Consider the following 22,006-nt stretch of genomic DNA (forward strand, 5'->3'; position numbering starts at 1 on the left):
AGCGAAATTATGAACTTACCAAGAGTCGTTATTCCGAAAATGAACAAAACTGAGTTAACTCGGGAGAGTTTTCAAAGCACGAAAGCCCATATCTTTGTGACCTAAAATCCAAATAGGTAACGAAAAATGAGTAACATGTTAAGCAAAATGAAGCAGGCAGGACTACTGGCTGCCTGCGCATTGGCCATCGGAGCTTGTAAAGAGGCCCCGACCCCCCAAGTCGCAAGCGAATACGCCGTGATGACCGTCGAACCGACGAATCGCATGCTTTCGAGCACCTACTCGGCAACGATCCGCGGTCGCCAAGATATCGACATCTATCCGCAGGTGAGCGGGACGCTGACCAAACTGTGCGTGACCGAAGGTCAACACGTGAAGAAAGGCCAGACGCTCTTCATCATCGACCAGGTTCCCTACAAAGCCGCCCTGCAAACGGCCGAAGCCAACGTACAGGCCGCCGAAGCATCGCTGGCAACGGCCCAGCTGACCTACGACAGCAAAGTGGAACTCCACAAAAAGAACGTCATCTCGGACTATGACCTCAACACCGCCAAGAACTCGCTGCTGGCAGCCAAAGCCCAGCTCGCCCAGTGCGAAGCCCAGGAGGTCAACGCCCGCAACAACCTCTCGTACACCGAAGTGAAAAGCCCGTCGGACGGCGTAGTGGGAACCCTCCCCTACCGTGTGGGCGCACTGGTCAGCTCGGCCATCCCGCAGCCGCTGACCACCGTGTCGGACAACTCGGACATGTACGTCTACTTCTCGCTGACCGAAAACCAGCTGCTGAGCCTCATCCGCCAGTACGGTTCGAAAGACGAAGCCCTCAAACAGATGCCGGAAATCGATCTGATCCTGAACGACCAGTCGACCTACGCACACAAAGGTAAAATCGAAACCATCAGCGGCGTGATCGACCGTTCGACCGGTACGGTCAGCCTCCGCGCCGTCTTCCCCAATGCCGAGAACCTGCTCCACAGCGGCGGCGTGGGTAACGTGGTGATCCCGACCGAAAAGACCGGTGCACTGGTCATCCCGCAGTCGGCCACCTACGAACTCCAGGACAAACGCTTCGTATATAAAGTCGTAGACGGCAAAGCCCAGTCGGCTCCCGTCCAGGTAACCCGCGTGAACGGCGGTACCGAATTCATCGTTGACGAAGGTCTGACCGCCGGCGACGTGATCGTAGCCGAAGGCGTAGGTCTGCTCCGCGAAGGTACCCCCATCACCCCCAAAGCAGCCGGCGCCAACGCCGCCGCAGCATCCGCAACTCCCGCAGCCCCCGCAACCGAACCGACCGCTACGGCTGCAGCCGACTCCACTGCGGATAACCAAACCACCAAGGAGGACTAATCCATGAATCTGAGACACTTTATAGAACGCCCCGTCTTTTCGGCGGTTATCTCCATCTCGATCGTCGTGGTGGGGATCATCGGGCTGTTCACCCTGCCCGTGGAACAATTTCCGGACATTGCGCCGCCTACGGTCCGCGTAAGTACGACCTACTTCGGTGCCAGCGCCGAGACCCTGCAAAAGAGTGTGATCGCCCCGCTCGAAGAGGCCATCAACGGTGTGGAAAACATGACCTACATGACCTCCACCGCCACCAACGCAGGTTCCGTCGATATTTCCGTTTACTTCAAACAGGGTACGGACCCCGACATGGCAGCGGTCAACGTACAGAACCGCGTCTCCAAAGCCACCGGTCAGCTGCCCGCCGAAGTAACCCAGGTCGGTGTGACCACCTCCAAACGGCAGACCAGTATGCTGCAGATGTTCTCGCTCTACAGCCCCGACGACTCGTATGACGAGAACTTCCTGGCCAACTACATCAGCATCAACCTGAAACCCGAAATCCTTCGTATCTCGGGCGTGGGTGACCTGATGATCCTGGGTGGCGACTACAGTATGCGTATCTGGATGAAACCGGACGTAATGGCCCAGTACAACCTGATCCCGTCCGACGTGACCCAGGTACTGGCCGAACAGAACATCGAAGCCGCCACCGGTTCGTTCGGTGAAAACTCCGAAGAGACCTATCAGTACACCATGAAATATCGCGGTCGACTGATCCAGCCCGAAGAGTTCGGCGAAATCGTCATCCGCTCGACCGAAGACGGTGAAGTCCTCCGCCTCAAAGACGTGGCCGACATCGAACTCGGACAGGAAAGCTACGCATACCACGGTACCATGGACGGACACCCCGGTGTCTCGGTGATGGTCTTCCAGACCGCCGGTTCGAACGCTACCGAAATCAACCAGAACATCGACAAATTCCTGGCCGAAGCCGCCAAAACCCTCCCCAAAGGTGTCGAACTGACCCAGGTGATGAGTGCCAACGACTTCCTCTTCGCCTCGATCCATGAAGTGGTCAAGACCCTGTTCGAAGCCATCATCCTCGTGATCCTGGTGGTTTACATCTTCCTGCAAGACTTACGCTCGACCCTGATCCCGCTGGTCGGTATCACCGTATCGCTGATCGGTACCTTCGCCTTCATGGCACTGGCCGGATTCAGTATCAACCTGATCACCCTCTTCGCCCTGGTGCTCGTGATCGGTACCGTGGTGGACGACTCGATCATTGTGGTCGAGGCCGTTCAGGCCCGATTCGACGTCGGCTACCGCTCCTCCTACATGGCCAGTATCGATGCCATGAAGGGGATCAGCAACGCCGTCATCACCTCCTCGCTGGTGTTCATGGCCGTGTTCATCCCCGTGTCGTTCATGGGCGGAACCTCCGGTACGTTCTACACCCAGTTCGGTCTGACCATGGCCGTGGCCGTGGGTATCTCGGCCGTCAACGCATTGACCCTGAGTCCTGCCCTCTGCGCCCTGCTGCTTAAACCCTACATGAACGAAGACGGCACCCAGAAAAACAACTTCGCCGCCCGATTCCGCAAAGCCTTCAACGCCGCCTTCGGTACCATGAGCGAGAAATACAAAAAAATCGTCCTCTCGTTCATCAAACACCGCTGGCTCACCTGGGGTCTGCTCATCTGCTCGATCGGTCTGCTGGTATTCCTGATGCGTAACACCAAGACCAGCCTCGTGCCCGATGAAGACCAGGGTGTACTCTTCGTGAACGTCAGCACCGCTGCCGGTAACTCACTGAACACCACCAACGAGATTATGAACAAGATCGAGCAGCGCCTCGAAGGTATTCCCCAGATCCTCCACCTGCAGAAAGTTGCCGGTTACGGTCTGCTGGCCGGTCAGGGTAGCTCGTTCGGTATGTTCATCGCCAAACTCAGACCCTGGGACGAACGCCCCGAAAAATCGGACAACGTACAAGCCGTCATCGGTCAAATCTACGCCCGCACGGCCGACATCAAAGACGCCCAGATCTTTGCCATCTCGCCGGGTATGATCCCCGGTTACGGTATGGGTAACTCGCTGGACGTACAGATGCAGGACAAAACCGGTGGCGACGTGAACACCTTCTTCACCACCGTGCAGCAATACCTCGGCGCCCTGAACCAGCGTCCCGAGATCTCGATGGCCTACTCCACCTTCGACGTACGTTACCCGCAGTGGATGGTGGACGTCGACGCTGCCAAATGTAAACGCGCCGGTACCACCACCGATGCCGTGCTGAGCACCCTGGCCGGTTACTACGGCGGTCAGTACGTATCGAACTTCAACCGCTTCTCAAAAGTGTACCGTGTGATGATCCAGGCCGACCCGAAATACCGTCTGGACGAAGAGTCGCTCAACAACACCTTCGTACGTCTGTCGAGCGGCGAGATGGCCCCGCTGAGCCAGTTCGTCACCCTGACCCGTACCTACGGCGCCGAAACCCTCAGCCGGTTCAACATGTACAACTCGATCGCCGTGAGCGCCATGCCGGCCGAAGGATACAGTACCGGTGACGCCATCCGCGCCGTACAGGAAACCGCCATGGCCGCACTGCCCATCGGCTACGGCTACGACTTCGGGGGTATCACCCGTGAAGAGAGCCAGCAGAGCGGCACCACGCTGATCATCTTCGGTATCTGCTTCCTGATGGTATACCTGATCCTGTGCGCCCTGTACGAAAGCTTCGTCATTCCGTTCGCCGTGCTGCTGGCCGTACCGTGCGGTCTGATGGGGACCTTCCTCTTTGCCAAGATGATGGGTCTCGAAAACAACATCTACCTCCAGGTAGGTCTGATCATGCTGATCGGTCTGTTGGCCAAGACCGCCATCCTGCTGACCGAGTACGCCACCGAGCGTCGCCACGCCGGCATGAGCCTCACGGCAGCCGCCGTCAGCGCCGCCAAAGCCCGTCTGCGCCCGATTCTGATGACCGCCCTGACCATGATCTTCGGTCTGCTGCCTCTGATGGCCGCCAGCGGCGTAGGTGCCAACGGTAACCGTTCGCTGGGTTCGGGTGCCGTCGGCGGTATGGTCATCGGTACGCTGGCCCTGCTCTTCATCGTGCCCTCGCTCTTCATCGCCTTCCAGTGGCTCCAGGAGAAAATCCACCCGTTGCAGGTCGAACAGACCGACGACTGGGAAATCCAGGAAGAGATGCAAGCAACCGAAAAAGACTTACACGAAGCCGGACTCAAATAATCCCGGAGCTTCTCTAACCATGAAAAAAGGAAGTATGAAGAAAATAATTCTGATGTCGGCAGCTGCACTCACCCTGAGCAGCTGCGGCATCTACAAAAAATACCAACCCGCCACCACGGTCCCCGACCAGCTCTACGGCGAAGAGCTCTCCGCAGCCACCGACACCGCCAGCTTCGGGAACCTCACGTGGAAAGAGGTTTTCACCGACCCCTACCTCCAGACCCTGATTGACTCGGCCCTGGTGCGCAACACCGACATGCAGACCGCACACCTGAAAATCAAGGAAGCGGAAGCCGCACTGCTTTCGGCCCGTCTGGCCTACGTTCCCTCACTGAACTTCACCCCCCAGGGAACCGTCAGCAGCTTCGACGGCGGCAAAGCATCACAAACCTACTCCATTCCGGTGGCAGCCAGCTGGGAGATCGACATCTTCGGCAAACTCACCAACGCCAAACGTCAGGCCCTGGCCGGATATGAACAGACCAAGGAGTATGCCCAGGCCGTCAAGACCCAACTGGTAGCCGGCGTGGCCAACACCTACTACACGCTGCTGATGCTCGACGCCCAGTACGAGATTGCCGTCGAGACCGAAACAGCCTGGAAAGCCAGCGTCGAAACCACCCGTGCCATGAAAGAGGCCGGCATGGTGACCGAAGCCGCCCTGGCCCAGACCGAAGCCACCTACTACAGCGTCTGCACCACCGTGCACGACCTCAAGGAGCAGATCAATCAGGCTCAGAACAGCCTGTGCCTGCTGCTGGCCGAAACGCCCCGCACCATCGAACGCGGCAAACTCGCCGGCCAACAGTTCCCCGAAAGCTTCTCGGTAGGCATTCCGCTCCAGATGCTCTCGAACCGTCCCGACGTGCGCAGCGCCGAACAGAGCCTGGCTCAGGCCTTCTACGGCACCAATGCAGCCCGCGCCGCCTTCTATCCGACCATCACCCTGAGCGGTAGCGCCGGATGGACCAACAGCGCCGGCGGCATGATCGTCAACCCCGGCAAATTCCTGGCTTCGGCCGTTGCCTCGCTGACCCAGCCCCTCTTCAACCGTGCCGCCAACATCGCCCAGCTGCGCATTGCCAAAGCACAACAGGAAGAGGCTCAACTGGCCTTCGAACAGGCCCTGCTCAACGCCGGTGTCGAAGTCAACGAAGCCGTGGATCAGTACCAGACCGCACGCAACAAAGCCAACCTGTACGAAAAACAGGTAGCCGCACTGGAGACCGCCGCAACCAGCACCCAGCTGCTCATGCAACACGGCAACACCACCTACCTCGAAGTGCTGACCGCCCAACAGAGTCTGCTGAGCGCCCAGCTGAACCAGGTAGCCAACCGCTTCACCGAAATCCAAGGTATCATTACCCTCTATCAGGCCCTCGGTGGCGGCCGCTTGTAACCGAAGGGACTGACGCATGAAACGATCAGAAACAGCCCGTAAACAAGTCGTCGATTACGTCCGGCAGGAGATTTGCCGCCACGGGGTCAGCAAACTGACCATGGACGACATTGCCCGGGGAATGAGAGTTTCCAAACGCACCCTGTACCAGTTGTTCCCGCAGAAGACCTGCCTGATACGGCTCTGTCTGTCGGACATCGCCAACGAAGCACGCGGCAGCCTGCCCGACCGGGAAGACCGGTCGGCCGCTGCCAGTGTTCAGACCCTATTCCAGACCCTGAACTGCTACATCCGTCTGCTGCACACCCTCGGTAGCACCCTGCTCACCGACCTGCTGCCCGACGAGGAGTACCACTCGTTCATCGAATGGGAACTGGGTTTCTGGAAACAGCAACTGCTCGATGCCTTCAACCAGTGCCAGGCCCACAACTGCCTGCTTCCGTTCGTCGAGACAGTCACCATTGTCGAAAACCTGACCCGAATTCTTTTCGAGCAGTGTCGCCAGGGGGTCGTCTCGTACACAGAACAACGGATGCTCAGCAACGTATTGCTGCGGGGCTTTTTCCGTCAGGAAGAGATCAGTTACATCGATGCCTACCTGGCCTCCAAACAACGACCGGTATAAGCGGTACGCGATCCCGAGAGGGACACAAGATTCCCAAGACAGCGAAAGGGGTCCGATGAGTGATTCATCGGACCCCTTTTCTTGTATGGCACAACACATCACATGGAAGAATCATTCATGAACCATCACCCTCCGATATTATCTGCATTTTTCTTATCTTACATCGCAATTCCGCCATCATGAAAAACCTGCTTTACACACTGTTCTCCCTACTCAGCATACTGATCGCCCCCACACTGCACGCCCAATCCATCGTCGGAGACTGGGGCGGCAAACTCAGCTTCGGCGGACAGGAGCTTCGAATCGTGCTCCACATCGCCGCAACGGATTCCACATACACCGTCTCGCTCGACAGCCCCGACCAGGGATCCTTTCTGGCTCCGGCCGACTCCGCCGCCTACACCGCCCCCTCGCTAAACGTCCGGTGGAACCAGTTGAACGCCATCTACCAGGCCACACTCACCGGCGATACGCTCCGAGGCACCTTCATACAAGGTCTGCTGCCACTACGCCTTAACCTCACCCGCGGCGACTATGCCCTGCGTCGCCCGCAGACACCCCAACCGCCCTTTCCCTACCGTTCCGAAGAGGTCCGTTTCACCAACACCCGCGACTCCGTCACGCTGGCCGGTACGCTGACCCTGCCCGACGGCCCGGGTCCCTTCCCCGCCGTAGCGCTTGTTACCGGCAGCGGAGCGCAGAACCGCGATGAGGAAATATACGGCCACAAACTCTTCGCCGTCATCGCCGACCACCTGACCCGCCACGGAATCGCCGTACTGCGATACGACGACCGCGGCGTGGGACAATCCAGTGGGAACTTCTCAGCCGGAACCAGCGAGGATTTCACCCGTGATGCGTTGGCGGCCGTCGATTTCCTCACCACACGAACCGAAATTGCCCGCAACAGAATCGGTCTGATCGGCCACAGCGAAGGGGGAATGATTGTCTTTATGGCCGCCGCCCAAAACCCGGCCATCCGTTTTGTAGTATCCCTCGCCGGAGCCGCTGCCCGCGGCGATTCCCTGCTGCTGCAACAAAATGGCGACATACTGCGAGCACAAGGCGCTCCTGACTCGTCGGCCAATGCCTACGTCGATGCACTGAGAGAGATTTTCCAACTGCAAAGAGGCTATCCGGTCGAATACCTGAGGTCGCAGCAGGACTCGCTTATGAGAGTGCTGTTAGCCGGCAACCGCAAACAGCTGCTACCTAAACCTGTCCAGCAAAATCTACAGATCATACTGACAACACCGCTCTCCACATGGATGCGCTTTTACATGCAGCATGACCCCAAGCCGTACATTCAGGCGACCCGCTGTCCCGTACTGGCACTGAACGGCACCCTCGACCGGCAGGTCGATGCCGAGACGAACCTCGGCCTGATTCAGGAATATACCGCTCAGGGCGGCAACCGACAAGTCACCGTCAAGACCTGCGAAGGGCTGAACCACCTGTTCCAGCACGCCACCACCGGAGCGCCGAACGAATATCCCTACATCGCGGAGACCTTTTCGCCGGCCGCATTGGAACTCATCACCCAGTGGATCCTGCAACAACCGTCCCTCACCGAGCCTTAACCTTCGGTCCGGAATCCCCACGACCCGCTCCTACTTGTTTTCCCCGGGCTGTTTCCTCCACCCGCCTATGACCACGAATCCCCTCCACACGATTCGTGGATTTTTCCATACCACCCGTAAAAAATCCATAAAGAAGCAATAAAATAACAATAAGAGCATCACCCCTGCCGATAAATACTCTATCTTTGTCACACTAAACAGGACTGGTACTTATACTGCCGTCACGCCCTCGGGGTTCGCGCAATCGAACCCCGTCTGTTTTTGTAGTTGCTAACCCAAATAACCCCTACCATTATGTATAAAAAACTACTTACCGGACTACTGGGACTCGCGGCCTGCTGCATGACCGCCACAGCCCAGGAGATCACCCCCTCGACCTCGCCCAACGCCACCCAGCAGGCCATGCAGAAACGCGGCTACGGGATGTTCATCCACTTCGGTGTGAACACCTACGGACAGACCGAATGGTCCGACGGTAGCATCCCCGTGGAACGCTACAACCCCACCCGCCTCGACCCCGACCAGTGGGTCCGCGTGGCCCGCGACGCCGGGTTCCGCTACGTGCTGCTGGTGACCAAACACCACGACGGATTCTGCCTGTGGGACAGCAAATACACCACCTACGACGTAGCCTCGTCGCCCGTCAAGACCGACGTGGTGGGGGCCGTGGCCGAAGCCTGCCGCAAATACGGACTCGAATTTGCCGTCTACTACTCGCTGTGGGACCGTAAAGACCCCTCATACCGCGACCCGGACAAGAACAAGTACATCGACTACATGTGTAACCAGCTGACCGAGTTGCTCACCCAGTACGGCGACGTGTGCGAACTCTGGTTCGACGGCGGCTGGGACCGTGCCGTGGCCGACTGGGACCTGCCGCGCGTCTACAAACTCGTGAAACAACTCCAGCCCCACTGTGCCGTGGGCGTGAACCACACCATCGAACAAACGCCCGGCTCGCGCCAGTTTGCACTGCCCGACTCGATGACCGTCGACAACCGATACGGATTCCAGTACTTCCCCAGCGACTTCCGACTGTGGGACCCCAAAATCGCCCACAAGCGCGACCACAAACAATATCTCCACAACGGCGAATCGTACTACGTGCCCTTCGAGCACACCGTCTGCCTGAGCAAGGCCTGGTCCTGGTTCCAAAAGGAGGGCCCGCAGCCGGTACGCGACCTCGACGAGCTGGAGGAACTCTTCTACTGGTGCACCGACAACGGCAACACGCTGGTGATGAACGTTCCGCCCGACCAGACGGGGCGCATCCGCGAGAACGAAGCCGAAGCCATCATCTCGCTCGGCCAGCGCCTCGGACTCAAACGCGGCAAACCGCTCCCGACCAACGGCGCGTTCCGTTCGCTGGAGCATCCGGCCACAGCCAGCTCCGTGTATGAAGACGACTCCCGGCAGTACGGCGCCCACTTGGCCGTGGACGGCGGGATGCAGACCCGCTGGGCAGCGGCCGACACCCTCTCGACGCTGACCATCGACCTCGACCCGCAGGAGCCGTTCGACAAGATCTCGATTTTCGAATACTGCGACACCCGCAACGGCGACGACGGCTTCTCGAACTACCGCACCAACCGCATCCAGGCCTACCACATCGACCTGCTGCAGAACGGACAGTGGGAAACCATCTATGCCGATACGGCCCCGATGGGCGACTGCAAGGTGATCCGCCTGAGCCGGAAGTACCAGGCCGAGAAGATCCGTCTCTGCGTGACGAAGGCCACCGCCCCCGCCTCGATCTACGAGTTCTGCGTCATCGACCACGAGCAGAAAGGACGGAAGAAATAGCCCCCCCAAAAAAACGCCATTTTCCCGCTCCGCACCCAACCCCCAGGAACCGAGGAGCGCGCAAACTCCTTTACCCCAACCGCCCGAAGCGTGAAGCACTTCGGGCGGTTTTTACATGCGTTTCGCGCCCCCGCATCCGACCACCCCAGGCCACCGTCCCGCCGCCCGGTGCAAAATATCGCCCCCACAACACGGGCCGGACAAATACAGAAGCGCGGTATCCTGCTAAGCAGGGTACCGCGCTTCTGCGTCAAACCGGCTGCGACCAAATCGGTCAACCGAAACCGCACGACCGAAAATCGGCGGAACAACCGGGGAAATCTCGCTTACTTGGGCAGTTCCACCCAACGGTTCAGGTGGTTGCCCGGAGTTTCGATCACAAACTTATAGAAGTCGGAGGGCATCCCGGCCGTATCGAAACGGAATACCTCGTCGCCGACCTTCACCTTTCCGACACGCACCCACTCATCCTTGCCACCGGTCCGATAATTATTCGAGGGAGCTACGTAAACCGTAGCACGTGCCTTATCGTTGAGACTTTTCCAACTCAGTTCGATCGTTCCTCCGTCAATCTTCGAACGCAGCTCCACCAGGTCGGTCTGCCCAATGAACGGAATCCCGTCCTGCTCCCACTGCACGTCGCGCGGAACGTCAAAATCCAGGAAACGGCAAATCGTCGGGGCGATGTCGGTCAGGGCCAGTTCGGTCTGCCCGGCCAGCGATTCATTGATCTTCACGTTGGTAGCCATCCACGACGACCGTTCGCGGGGCGACTGTCCGCCATGATTGTAACCGCTGTCGTCGCGACCATGGTCGGTCGTCACGATCACCATCCACTCCTCGTCGAAATTCGCCTCGCGATACTTCACGGCCTCCCAGATGCGACGCACCTGATCGTCGGCCTTGCGCGTGTAACGGTCGAAGAACTCGCTGTTCCCGTAGAAATGGCCCGCGTCATCCGTGTACCACAGATAGACCCAGCTCAGATCCGGAGCATCGGTACGGATCCCCTGGGCGGCCTCGTCCGTAACCTTCTCGTCGATTTTGAATATCTGCAACTCGTCTTTCTCACGCGGGAAATTGACCGTATCCAGGTCGTACCCGTCGGCCACATAGTCAAGTTTCAATCCGCCGGTCTCGGGTTTCCCCTCGCCGATCAGCACGGTCCGGTTGTCGGTCCAGCCCGAATACAGCGCCGTCTTCACATCGCGTTTCTGCTCTTCGGCAATCCGGAACAGCGTCCAATAGTTGTAGTTCGGTTTCGGTGCGTTGTCCCATACGTTGTGTTTGCAGGCCCAGCATCCCGTCAGGATGTTGGTGTAGCCGACAGCCGAGATGGTCGGGGTCTGGGTATAGCCGCCGACCTCGCCGCCGGTGTAGAGCCGCACGTAGCTGCCGGTTTGGCCGATTTCGCGGATCGCCGGAAGTTCAAGCCGCTCGATCATATCGGCCGGAACTCCGTCGATAATGATGTAAACAACCTTTTTCGTCTTGGCCGCTGCCGGCATCAGCAACAAAGCCGCCAGCAGAAACAGAAAGAGTCTTTTCATTTCAAGTTCGGGTTTTATTGGGTTTATCAGATTCTTCGACATCCACAGGTATCGCAAAAAATCGGATGAAATTAAGGCTAAGTTTCCATTTTTGCAACCCGACATCGTTTCTCTCTCCCGCCCCCCACTTCACACAGAACACACCGACCTCGTTCCCCCGGGCCGAATCCACCTCCGTTCATACAACAAGAGCGGGCGCTACCAACCGAAAGGTTGATGCGCCCGCTCGCTCGGTGACGGCAACCTGCCGCCGCATGGTCCGGTCGCTACTGCTGCAGGAAACGTTCAATCAGGTCGGCCACCCGCTCGCGATAGTCGAGCAGCGCCTGCGGATCCTTGTTGTAGGTCTTTTCGTCGGTGTAAATCGACTTGGGAATCTGCAACAGCGCCTCGGCCTCCTGTTTCAGCGCAGCCTGTTTCCGACCGGCTTCGGCGGCCAGACGCTCCAACAGGCGGAGGTACTCGTAATCCTCGATACCGGCCCGCAGAATCTCCAGCCGGATCGACGGCACGGGATAACCGGTATAGGCCGTGGTCCGGTCGCCGTTCGGATCGCGGTTTTCGGGGTAGAAGAAGCGACCGTCGCCGTTGCCCCAGATGGTCTGCTTGCCGTAGGACCACCCGTAGCCGGTCACCCAGCTCATGGCATCCTTCCAGGGGTTTTGCAGATAGCCTTCGGGCGAGGCCTCGGGCGAATTCCAATAGGTCGTCTCCCACATCAGAATGCCGCTCAGGTGGTGCACATACGACCCCCACAGCCACATCCGCATGTTCACGGCGTCGTGGTCGATGAACTCCGAAATCCACGGCGCCTTGGGCCATACGCAGAGGTAGGACCAGTACTCCAGTCCGCGGTCGTTCATCCGTTTGATCTTGTCGTGGTTGAGCTGGTGCCAGATGGTGCAGCTGATGTCCGTCACCTCGGAGATGTCCTGCCCGGCCACGTGTTCCGTCAGGAAGGTCGTGAGCTTCGGCGCATACTCCTTGATCATCTTGTTGGTCTGATATACGAAGTCGTAATCCTTTTCGGAGGGTTCGTCGAACCAGTAGATATACTCCTTGCCCAGCACGCCGATCCGCTCCAGGTTGGACTGAATCTGCTGCAGGTAGCGCTGCATCAGCTTTTCATACTCGGGCGTCCCCTGTTCGAAGCCCTCGAAACGGCCGTTCTGCCGCGAATAGTAGGTTCCCGAGCCGAGCCCCTTGAGCGCCAGACGGAACGAGTTGAAGTTATAGGGCGGAGCGAAATACTTGCGCGCGGCCCGCTCGAAATCGGAGAAATCGAGCCGGATGTCGATCTCGTCGAGGTTCACCTCGAACGAACCGGCCGGCAGGATGTTCTCCTGCGCCCCCTCGGGACGGATGGCCAGTTCGTCGAACCACATCGTTCCGCGATCCTCGCCGCTCAGCGTGCGGTTGGCACTGCACAACACGACCTTGAGGTAGCGTACCTCCTCGTCGAGAGTGCCCAGAGGCAGTTCAAAGGCTTTCCACTCGGGCGTGGCGGAGTACTGCTCGAAACGATTCTGGAAAACGATCCGCTCGCGCTCGGCATTGTAGCATTCGACCCCCACGACATAGGTCTGCTGGTCAGCCTGACTCTTGGCCTGCCACTCCATCCGGTAAGCGCGTCCCGGCTCGACGGGCACCAGCTCGCGCGTGGTGGCTTCGACCCGCTCGGTCGCCGAATTGTCGGTCACCTTGTAACCGTAGGTGCCGGCCACCTTCTCCTGGCTATCGAAAAAGCCGCCCTGCCAGGCCACACCGCTGACCTGCTCGCGGATCGGGGCGTAGACGAATGGATCGAAGGGCGCAATCTTGTACCGCGCAAACATCTCCATGTACTTTTCGAACTTCTGCCGTTTCTGTTCGTCGGTGGTAAGGTTCTCGTACCGGGCAACATTGTCCATGTTCATGCCCCAGCCGGATCGGATCGTGGGGGTATCGGGCAGGGTGAAGTTTCGCACCCGCAGCTTCACGGGAACGCTCTGCTGCCATCCGCCGCTGCCGGACACGGTGGCCTGAGCCGTATACTCACCGGCCGCAGCGTTGGAGGGAACGTGTACCGTGATCCAGAAAGGAGTATTCTCCACGGCTTTGAGCGTCACGGGACCTTCGTACAGCGGCAGCGGATCGGGGAAATCGCCCTTGCGACCATAATAGTCGGTCGGAGGATTGACCCGCACGTACTCCACCCGGCGAATCTCGGTTCCGCTGCCGGCAATCGTATCGCCTGCTGCGGAGACAAAGTCGGAGAGGGCAATCCGGCACTGCTCCATCTCGCGCTGCGGCGTCACCACCAGCACGAACGATTCGTACTCGTTGCGGGCGGCCGAGAGTTGCACGACCGGTTGGTTCCGCTGCGGCAGCGGCGCATCTTTCAACACTTTGTAGGCCCCTTCGGCCCACCAGAGCGCGGCACGGTCATCCCGGGCGATCAGGTATCCGTAGCCGCCGGTCGCCGTGTGGTTCAGATCCACCTGTTCGGTCTCCGGCACTGCGGTAGCCGGTAGCGGCACAGCCATGGCACAAAGCCCCAGCAACAACATCCAGTTTTTCTTCATGACGGGTTTGTATGGTTTGGGTTATGAATATACACAACACGGTATTCCGGCCCTACGCACCTCGGTGTGAACCGGACCGGAATCAAATGGAAGTCCGAAAATATGGAAATCTGCCCGAACGGCCAAATTCGACAGGAACACCAGCCCTATCCAATCCGTTTTTCACGACATATACTGAAATTCCACTACATTTCGGTTCGGGCCGACAATACAATAAGCCACCCGCTGCCGGACAACGCCGTGACATCTTCGCAGCGGATTTTTCCCCATGAAGCCCTTGAACACTTTTCCCCTCCGTGTCAAACCTCGCTATGGGAAACAGACTATTTTACCCTCAAATTGCACCTTCCAACCGGCAAAAAATCCCCCCCCAAAAAAAAGCGTCCCGTCCTCCGGCGGCACACGACCGCACCCGGAGAACGGGACGACAATCTTACCCCTCACGCACAAACAGTGCGTTACTGCAACACAAAACTGTGCGGAGCATTCCGCCGGGCCGTAAAGGTCCACTGATTCCGAACGACAGGCAAAGGTTCGCCCACACGTTCGCCCCGGAGATTGACCGGTATGGCCTGCGTATACTGGCTTTTCCGAGGCAGATACACAGTCACCTCGCGATCGGCCCCTTGCATGTTCCAGATTCGCAGCAGGTCACCCGACCCACCGGCATCGGGTCCCATCGAAGTGATCCGGAAACCATCCTCCGAAAGCCGAATCCCCTCCAGCGAGGCGGGCAGCGTCTGCTCTCCCCCGTGGCCGGACGGAATCACCGCCACCACTCCTTCGCTTTTGGCCTCAAGCGCCGGAACCAACAGATTCGCCTCGTCCGGAGCGTCGACACCCCAGATCCGTACCCGCGAGGTGAGCGTTCCCTGAATCCAATACGGGAAATTGATCGTCCAAATGGTGTTGAACATATTGACCTTGGCCAGCGGCGTCCGGGGAACATAATCGGGATCGATCGTACCGAGCCCCTGTTCACCGAAGCTCACCAGAGCGTTGTCACGGGGATAGATTCCCACTCCAGTACCGTCCGCCCCGACAATCATCGCACCGTCGTTCAGACAACCGTAAGTACGGTTGCTGCCCCGAGCGAAGTCGGTCGCCGGATCGACGACACTACCGAGCCGTCCCAACCGGAACTTCGGCTTCTGAGCATTGACCGGCAGATAGATCGAACCGGATTCGGGCCAATAATCGGGTTCCTTGTCGATCAGTGTCACCCCAACTTCGATCCAGGGGAGACGATCGGGAACGAATACGGTGGTTCTGACCGTGGCGCGGATGATCCCTTTGGGACGAGCCGTCAGCACCACTTCGGTACCTTCGGCCACCTTACGCACCTCCATGCTGTCGTACTGAGCCGCAGCACTCTGACAGGAGGGAGTTCCGGGGAGATCCTTACGGACATTCCACCCGCGACACCCGCGCCCGTTATATCCATACACCGTATTCAGGTGGCTGCAACCGAGATGATAGTCGAGCATTTGCACGCTGTCGAAACGCTCGTAGAGGTAGGTGCCGAACGCATGAGGCGCCTGGGTATCGACCATCTCTTTGCCGTTGGACTTATTGAGGATGGAGACGATGCCGCCCCGCTCCCGGTCGAACTCAATCCGGAAGAAACGGGTCTCGACAACAGCCTGTTGGCGTTTATCCGCCTCGACACGCTGTGTCGGGGGCATCGGATAACACCGATAACCGCTCGCGGGTACCCCTTTGGCCAGGAATCTCTGACCGTTTGAGCCGGGCACCTCAACCAACATATCCCGCTCCCGTGGAAGCGGATTATAGACCAGCAGGCTCCCTTCGCGGGCACTGACCGCACGGATCAGACGGTCGGTCTCCAGCCGGATCAGGCTGTCGGTCACATGGGCCGACCTGCGCATATAATCAGCGTGATCGTTCCACGTCGAAGTAAGCCACCGGCAGCGGTCGTCGGTCTGCACGAAGCGGCCGAAATCGGAGATATGGTACGCATCCATTCCCTCCAGATTTCGCGATCCGCCCCAGGTGTGCTCGCCATACATCAGGCTGCGTTCCTGTGCGACGAACAGTCCGGAATCGATCTGACTGCCGCCGACTCCCCACATCCGAAGATGAGCGTCGAGCATCTTGGCCGCCGCGATCCGCGGACGGGTGGCGTGTGCCAGCGAATCCATCACAGGCATGGTTCCCACCCCGTGGATCCAGCAGTCGGGCATATCCTGCCGCACGACCGGTATCCGGGCGCCCTGACGCTCCTCTTCGAGGATCGCATCGGCAAAATCCTCCATCTTTCCGAAGCGGACGTGCACTCCGGGCATATCCCGGCTGAGTTCGCCCAGCAGCCACTCCACCTCCTGTGTTTTGGGCGGTCCGGCATTATCGGTCGAAACAATCATACCGAGCCAGTGACGGTAGGGCCAGTCGACGGGCGGATAGATCCCGTGGCCGAACTCGACATCCGAACCGTACCCCTGCGAATGCATGGTCAGCAGCTGCGACCCGTCGGGCCCCTCCCATTTGTAGAGGATTGGCAGGTCGGGACGCTCGTTGACGGGGTTTACCCCGATATGCAGAAAGTCGATCCCGGCATTTTTCAACACGGTGGGCCAAATCCAGGAGTGGCTGGGCACGTCGGTCATCTTGCCGGAACGCGACATCGGGATGCCGAGTTTCTGACTGATAATCCGATTGAACGAGAGAGCGAACACCACATCCTCCAAATCGAGGCTCTCGGTATGGACCGTCACGGGTAATCCGTGTACGACCAACCGCCCGTCCCGGACGGCCTTCAACACACGGGCCCGACGGGTCGAATCCTGCCCGTCCCATAAAATCTGATAGGCAACCCACGAGGGGATGGTCCAACTGAAACGTTTCTCGGCGGGCCAGTCATTCGACTCGTCGATCACCTTCAGCGCATTGTCGATCATCTCCGTGCGATAGGTGTTGACAATTTCGGGAGCGGGGTGCGTGAAACCAATATCGAAATGGGTCTTGTAGACCACAATAATCTCGTCGATCTGGTTCCCGGTAAAGATAAAATCCCCGCCCTGAGGAGCGGTCTGCGGCGTGTGCACATCGAACTCGGCATACCAGGTATCGGTCCAGTTCGGGTTGTCGGCTCCGGGCTTGAGGGTGGGACGCACCTGCCACACGATCCAACGATAGGACCCCATCACCGCCCCGTTCTCGCCACTGATGTTGACTCCGTACTGGCCAACCCAGCTGGAGTCGGCGGACGGACGGGTATCGACATCGGCGATATGTTCCCAATCGGCGGAGTTCAAGTGGTCAAAATCGGGCGACTCCTTCGCACTGCCGTACACGGAGTAGACCTGCGGGCCACGCGACCCGTCGAACTCCTCACACCAGGTGGTTCCGCCCACCGGACCGTGGGCCGAATAGGTATTAATCATCGAAACCGGCTGTCTCGTGCCGAGGTCCATCACAATCTTTCCTCCGTCGGCATTGTCATTCGTGAAACAGAAAAAATCACGCAACAACCGACATTCGCGCGGCATGATACCGTTGTTGAGCCCCCGCATCGAGACGCACGAAGCGAGGGGCCGGTTGTCGCGCACGGTCAACTGCGCGTCACGTCCCGCATCGGAACGCGATGGCCCCATGATGGACGAGAATTTCCATCCGCTGCGGATATGCTCCGTTTTCACGACATTTGCCGCCCCGGCCTGAAGAACGGCCAGGAGAAACAGGCCGATCCATCCTGTTTTTTTCATCATTTTGATTCGTATAGACTGCGATCCGTGTGCCCAAGCGCCCCAAACGCACGGGGAAGAGGTCTTTGCACCACACCGACCATTCCGTAAAAACACAACCTCACGCACTATTTCAACGCCCACACTACGGTAACCGTATCCGTATTTTCAATATCCTCGGGGTGGAGATCGATACCCATGGGGGCCGCACTGTCACACACCATCATATCCACATCATCGAGCTGCTGTACACTGGAGTAGAAGCGCATCTCGTGCCACGAGTAGTCGATCGACAACAGTTCGCCCAACTCGGCTCCGGCCGCCGCAGCCATCACCTCGGCTTTTCGGGTGGCATCCCGGACCGCCTGTTCGAGCATCTGCAACTCTGCCCGGTGGGGATCCCGAACGGCATAACCGATTTCGATATTGCAATCGGGAAGTTGCCGCCCCACAGCGGCGATCAGTTTTCCGAGCAGCTCTTTGTCGAGGTCGATATCGATTCTCCACTGTTGTTTGAATTCATAACCGGCGAAGCGCTGTTCCCAGTCGCCATCGCTGTTTCTGACTCGCTTATAGTGCTTCGAGATGTCGAAATGCGAGGTGCGCATCTCCTGCGGTTCGATCCCGATCTGCTGCAGGGTACCCGACATATCGGTATTGATCTGTGCCGCAAGCGTGTAAGCAGCCTCGTACGAAGGGCTGATCGACCGGTTGACCACGGTCAGACGAATAATATCGGGGGTAACGGACACACCGCCCTTACCCCGGACGGTAACGGTTCTTCGAGATTCCATCGTAACAACAAGATAAGCATGAAAGAGGAGAGTTCTCCGCAAACACCTCTTAATCGGACTTTTCCCCACACAAACCCAGCCATCCACTCTCCATAATCAGCCTAAAAATAGGGATTTTTACGAGATTTACACTCTTCCGCCGTGCGATTTTACACTCCGTAATACCCACGCCTATCTCAACGCATGATTTCCAACGACTTCAGCGTTCAGTAACGGACGGTTGTAGATCGCCAGATGATAGTAACCGCGCGTTGCCTCCGGATTTTCGGCCGCCAGGTGCCGGGTCAGCACATTGCTTAGCTCGAAACGCCCCAGATCGGCCTTGTAGCGTCCCCATCCGAACTGGCGGAAGGTCCCGCCGTCGCACACCTTTCCGTTGACCACAAACTGAATGATGCGAGGACCGTTGTCCAGCACCACCGCCACATCCTGCTTCCCGAACGGAGGGATCAGTCCGGGGTCGGAAGTCCAGGTGCTCACCTGAGCTCCATCCACGATGGAGACTTCGATATCTCCATAGGTTCCGGTCCGCAGCGAGATACTCTTTCCGTAGCGGTCGTTCAGACGCAGAATCTCCTGGTTGGCCGACGCAGAGGCGAGTTCCACGGTCATGTCGATGGTCATGCCGCGACTGAAATCGACTTCGAGCACCCCTTCAACCCGAATCGTATCACGCTCCCGGAGAGAATCCCCGGACACCGAACAGACCACATGATCCGTAACGGCTACTGGGGTGTCGAACTCCGACCAAAGCGCCTCGATAAAATCATTGGGTATCAAGTGGCTGCGCGCCGCCTCCTTGTTGGTCTCCGTGATCCAGTATTTCCCGTCCTGTTCGATCAGGTCGGGATAGCTCATCCCCACCCTTGTATCGTTTTCATAGAACAAGATTTCGGGCTGCCCCCACACGATCTTGCCATCCCGCTCGACACCACCGCTGATCCAGACCGGATTGCGGTGCTGATAGGTCTTTCCACCGTTGTTGTGGTGCCAGAAGAGGTACTTTCCGTTCTTGCACTTCCAGATGCGCGGACAGGCCCTCGGATGCTTGATCGGATTGCCCGTCACGTAGGTCGGCGGAACCGGCAGCGTCCACGTCCGGCCCCCGTCGTGCGAGTAGGACTCCAACGGATAACCCGATATGGTCCGGTGCATACAGTACAGATCGCCATTATTCAACGGGACGATATTCTGTTCGGAATTGATCGGTCCGTAGGCCGGATTCTTGACCCCCTCGTCCCCCTCGGGCAGCATGGTGAATTTCAACTTCGTGACATCCCGCTCCCGATCGATGTTCTCGCAGCGGAAGAACCATCCCTCGCTGTTGAAAAGCATATACTTCTGGATCTTCGTGAAGGCGAACATCATCCCTCGTCCGTACCGGATGGGTTTGCCGATTCCCCACATGATCTGCACCTTGCCGCCCCAGTCATTGGTCAGGTCGGCCGTTGTCTTCGGCACATCCAGCCGGTACCGTTCGGACCAGGTGCGCCCCTGATCGTCACTGTACTTGTAGCAGTACCAGCCGACAATATCTTCGCGAATGTTTTTCCGATTTCCCAGCGTGTGGATCTTGTCGCCGTTGTAGTCATAGAAAACGTACACCCGACCGAAGTCGGTCACATAGGGCATCGCCCACGAGGCCGATTCGGTGCCGGGTTCCTCGATCCGCACCGGCTCGGACCAGGTTCGCCCCTGGTCGGCACTCACCGTACTGACAATATGCTGCCCCTTGGCTCCCTCCTGATTCTGATTGGTCGTGAACACGCACAACCATTTCCCGTCGGGCAGCACAACCACATAGGGCTGGTCGCAATAACCGTTCGTGTAGATCGGGTCTCCGTTCCTGGCGTTACGCCAATCGGCGCTTTGCGCAAACGATGCGTTCGACAGGCAGAAAACGCCCATCAAAAGCAGCAACAGTCTGTTCTTCATATCTTTGTGGGTTTAGGTTTGGCATCGTATGGTCTGCGGTTGCGACTTCTACGGAGCGATATACGTTCCGCGGTTTCGCCGCACACAACTTTTTACATCTCCACGGTCCCGGCCACAATTAATTATTTTCGATATGTTAAACCGACTTTATGACAGCGATATTTATAAGACGAACGTCGTTCTTCGATATTTAGCACTTGCAGAGTCAGACCCTGCCGATCGGGTATAAATATAATGAAATTCAAACAAATCCAACGATGATTTTCACCGAAACAACCCTCCGGCCTACCGACCGCACTTTTCGAGACATGCTCGCCCCCTGCACCCATAATCACCGTTCACTTTCACTGCCACCAGTCACGGCAAACTTCCGCATTTTCACGCAGTCAAGCCGCCACGCACTCCGACCGGATACACACCAGCACGAACAGTCACCGAAAAATTGACATGAATTGACAGAAAGCAAGGAGAGAAAAGACACCCCCAAGACTTCGATTCCCGAGCCGGTACAAAAAAGGGTTACGGAGATTTCCGTAACCCTTTGATTGGACGGTGGGCCCAGCTGGGCTTGAACCAGCGACCCCCTGATTATGAGTCAGGTGCTACTAACCAACTGAGCTATAGGCCCTTCTCGCACATCCCGACAAAACAGGATTTGAGAATATGTCTGCAAAAATATACTTTTACCTGCGATTTTCCAAATCGGCCGACCCGTGCTGCGCCACAGAACTGCCTGCACCCGACCCGCTCAAGACACACAAAACCAGCCCAAAACAACACGTCCATGCAACTCAAACCCACCATAGCTTCCGGAATCCGCAACCTGATCTTCGACTTCGGAGGCGTACTGCTCGACATCGACATTCCGCTTTCGGTCGACGCCTTCCGGGCGCTCGGACTCAGCGGCCTCAAACCCGAAGAGATACACCCCCATAACGCCGGTGTTTTCCTCGACCTCGAACTCGGGAAAATCACCACCCGACAGTTCGTCGAACGCCTCCAGAGCTACGTGCCCGCCGGCCAGCCCGTTCCCAGCGCCCAGCAGATCCTCGACGCCTGGAACACCCTGCTGCTGCCCTACGACTGGAGCCGGTTCGAACTGCTCGACCGCCTGCGCCAGAGCGGTTACCGGATCTACCTGCTCAGCAACACCAACCTGCCCCACCGGGAGTACTTCGTCCAGCGTTTCGACCGCGAAAACCCCTTCCACCGCACCTTCGAAAGCTATTTCGACCGTTGCTTCTACTCCGACGCCATGCACCTGCGCAAGCCCGATCCCGCCATCTACCGCACGGCACTGGAACAGGCCGGTATCACTGCGGACGAGACCCTCTTCATCGACGACAATCGGCCCAACACCGATGCCGCCGAACGTGTAGGCATCCACGCATGGCACCTGGTCGCTCCGACCACCATCCACGACCTGTTTGAATAAAAATACGATATTTCGCACACCATACCTTGTATTCCCGCACAGGAATTTTTACTTTTATAGGACAAA

Annotated in this window: 12 protein-coding genes and 1 tRNA gene; 7 read left to right on the forward strand and 6 right to left on the reverse strand. The window is 58.1% G+C overall.

Going from position 1 to position 22,006, the window contains the following annotated elements:
• Positions 1–147 precede the first annotated feature (147 nt).
• The 6 genes from BQ5379_RS05990 (at position 148) to BQ5379_RS06015 (ending at position 9,958) form a co-directional block, all read left to right on the forward strand.
• Positions 148–1,350 carry an efflux RND transporter periplasmic adaptor subunit gene (locus BQ5379_RS05990; protein ID WP_394332051.1) on the forward strand — a complete coding sequence of 401 codons (1,203 nt, stop codon included), beginning with the start codon at positions 148–150 and terminating at the stop codon, positions 1,348–1,350.
• 3 nt (positions 1,351–1,353) lie between these two features.
• Complete coding sequence (locus BQ5379_RS05995) at positions 1,354–4,551, forward strand: efflux RND transporter permease subunit (protein ID WP_071134598.1); 3,198 nt, start codon at positions 1,354–1,356, stop codon at positions 4,549–4,551.
• Between the two features lie 34 nt (positions 4,552–4,585).
• Positions 4,586–5,950 carry a TolC family protein gene (locus BQ5379_RS06000; RefSeq protein ID WP_071134599.1) on the forward strand — a complete coding sequence of 455 codons (1,365 nt, stop codon included), beginning with the start codon at positions 4,586–4,588 and terminating at the stop codon, positions 5,948–5,950.
• 16 nt (positions 5,951–5,966) lie between these two features.
• Positions 5,967–6,575, forward strand: a complete 609-nt coding sequence (locus BQ5379_RS06005) for a TetR/AcrR family transcriptional regulator (RefSeq protein ID WP_071134600.1) — start codon at positions 5,967–5,969, stop codon at positions 6,573–6,575.
• Between the two features lie 179 nt (positions 6,576–6,754).
• Positions 6,755–8,155 carry an alpha/beta hydrolase family protein gene (locus BQ5379_RS06010; RefSeq protein ID WP_071134601.1) on the forward strand — a complete coding sequence of 467 codons (1,401 nt, stop codon included), beginning with the start codon at positions 6,755–6,757 and terminating at the stop codon, positions 8,153–8,155.
• Positions 8,156–8,449: 294 nt separating this feature from the next.
• Positions 8,450–9,958, forward strand: coding sequence for an alpha-L-fucosidase (locus tag BQ5379_RS06015; protein ID WP_071134602.1), 1,509 nt, complete (start codon positions 8,450–8,452; stop codon positions 9,956–9,958).
• Positions 9,959–10,284: 326 nt separating this feature from the next.
• Here BQ5379_RS06015 and BQ5379_RS06020 read toward each other — a convergent pair whose 3' ends face one another.
• From BQ5379_RS06020 to BQ5379_RS06045, 6 genes are all read right to left on the reverse strand, one after another.
• A complete protein-coding gene (locus tag BQ5379_RS06020; protein ID WP_071134603.1) occupies positions 10,285–11,508 on the reverse strand; it encodes an alkaline phosphatase family protein in 1,224 nt (407 codons plus the stop codon).
• Positions 11,509–11,774: 266 nt separating this feature from the next.
• Complete coding sequence (locus BQ5379_RS06025; protein ID WP_083377622.1) at positions 11,775–14,072, reverse strand: DUF4091 domain-containing protein; 2,298 nt, start codon at positions 14,070–14,072, stop codon at positions 11,775–11,777.
• A 458-nt stretch (positions 14,073–14,530) separates the two neighbouring features.
• A complete protein-coding gene (locus BQ5379_RS06030; RefSeq protein WP_071134605.1) occupies positions 14,531–17,797 on the reverse strand; it encodes a hypothetical protein in 3,267 nt (1,088 codons plus the stop codon).
• A gap of 107 nt (positions 17,798–17,904) precedes the next feature.
• Positions 17,905–18,570, reverse strand: a complete 666-nt coding sequence (locus BQ5379_RS06035) for an SIMPL domain-containing protein (protein WP_083377624.1) — start codon at positions 18,568–18,570, stop codon at positions 17,905–17,907.
• A 171-nt stretch (positions 18,571–18,741) separates the two neighbouring features.
• Positions 18,742–20,505, reverse strand: a complete 1,764-nt coding sequence (locus BQ5379_RS06040; RefSeq protein ID WP_071134607.1) for a sialidase family protein — start codon at positions 20,503–20,505, stop codon at positions 18,742–18,744.
• Positions 20,506–21,058: 553 nt separating this feature from the next.
• A tRNA-Ile gene (locus BQ5379_RS06045) sits at positions 21,059–21,133 on the reverse strand.
• A 156-nt stretch (positions 21,134–21,289) separates the two neighbouring features.
• Between BQ5379_RS06045 and BQ5379_RS06050 the strand changes: the two genes are divergently transcribed.
• Positions 21,290–21,940, forward strand: a complete 651-nt coding sequence (locus BQ5379_RS06050) for an HAD family hydrolase (protein WP_071134608.1) — start codon at positions 21,290–21,292, stop codon at positions 21,938–21,940.
• The last annotated feature ends 66 nt before the right edge of the window (positions 21,941–22,006 follow it).

The sequence above is a fragment of the Millionella massiliensis genome (assembly GCF_900104655.1).
GTDB lineage: Bacteria > Bacteroidota > Bacteroidia > Bacteroidales > Rikenellaceae > Rikenella > Rikenella massiliensis.

Excerpts from the sequence above, each read along its gene's own strand:
- BQ5379_RS05990 (WP_394332051.1), top strand. The coding sequence starts at position 148 with ATGAAGCAGGCAGGACTACTGGCTGCCTGCGCATTGGCCATCGGAGCT.
- BQ5379_RS05995 (WP_071134598.1), top strand. The coding sequence starts at position 1,354 with ATGAATCTGAGACACTTTATAGAACGCCCCGTCTTTTCGGCGGTTATC.
- BQ5379_RS06000 (WP_071134599.1), top strand. The coding sequence starts at position 4,586 with ATGAAGAAAATAATTCTGATGTCGGCAGCTGCACTCACCCTGAGCAGC.
- BQ5379_RS06005 (WP_071134600.1), top strand. The coding sequence starts at position 5,967 with ATGAAACGATCAGAAACAGCCCGTAAACAAGTCGTCGATTACGTCCGG.
- BQ5379_RS06010 (WP_071134601.1), top strand. The coding sequence starts at position 6,755 with ATGAAAAACCTGCTTTACACACTGTTCTCCCTACTCAGCATACTGATC.
- BQ5379_RS06015 (WP_071134602.1), top strand. The coding sequence starts at position 8,450 with ATGTATAAAAAACTACTTACCGGACTACTGGGACTCGCGGCCTGCTGC.
- BQ5379_RS06020 (WP_071134603.1), bottom strand. The coding sequence starts at position 11,508 with ATGAAAAGACTCTTTCTGTTTCTGCTGGCGGCTTTGTTGCTGATGCCG.
- BQ5379_RS06025 (WP_083377622.1), bottom strand. The coding sequence starts at position 14,072 with ATGAAGAAAAACTGGATGTTGTTGCTGGGGCTTTGTGCCATGGCTGTG.
- BQ5379_RS06030 (WP_071134605.1), bottom strand. The coding sequence starts at position 17,797 with ATGAAAAAAACAGGATGGATCGGCCTGTTTCTCCTGGCCGTTCTTCAG.
- BQ5379_RS06035 (WP_083377624.1), bottom strand. The coding sequence starts at position 18,570 with ATGGAATCTCGAAGAACCGTTACCGTCCGGGGTAAGGGCGGTGTGTCC.
- BQ5379_RS06040 (WP_071134607.1), bottom strand. The coding sequence starts at position 20,505 with ATGAAGAACAGACTGTTGCTGCTTTTGATGGGCGTTTTCTGCCTGTCG.
- BQ5379_RS06050 (WP_071134608.1), top strand. The coding sequence starts at position 21,290 with ATGCAACTCAAACCCACCATAGCTTCCGGAATCCGCAACCTGATCTTC.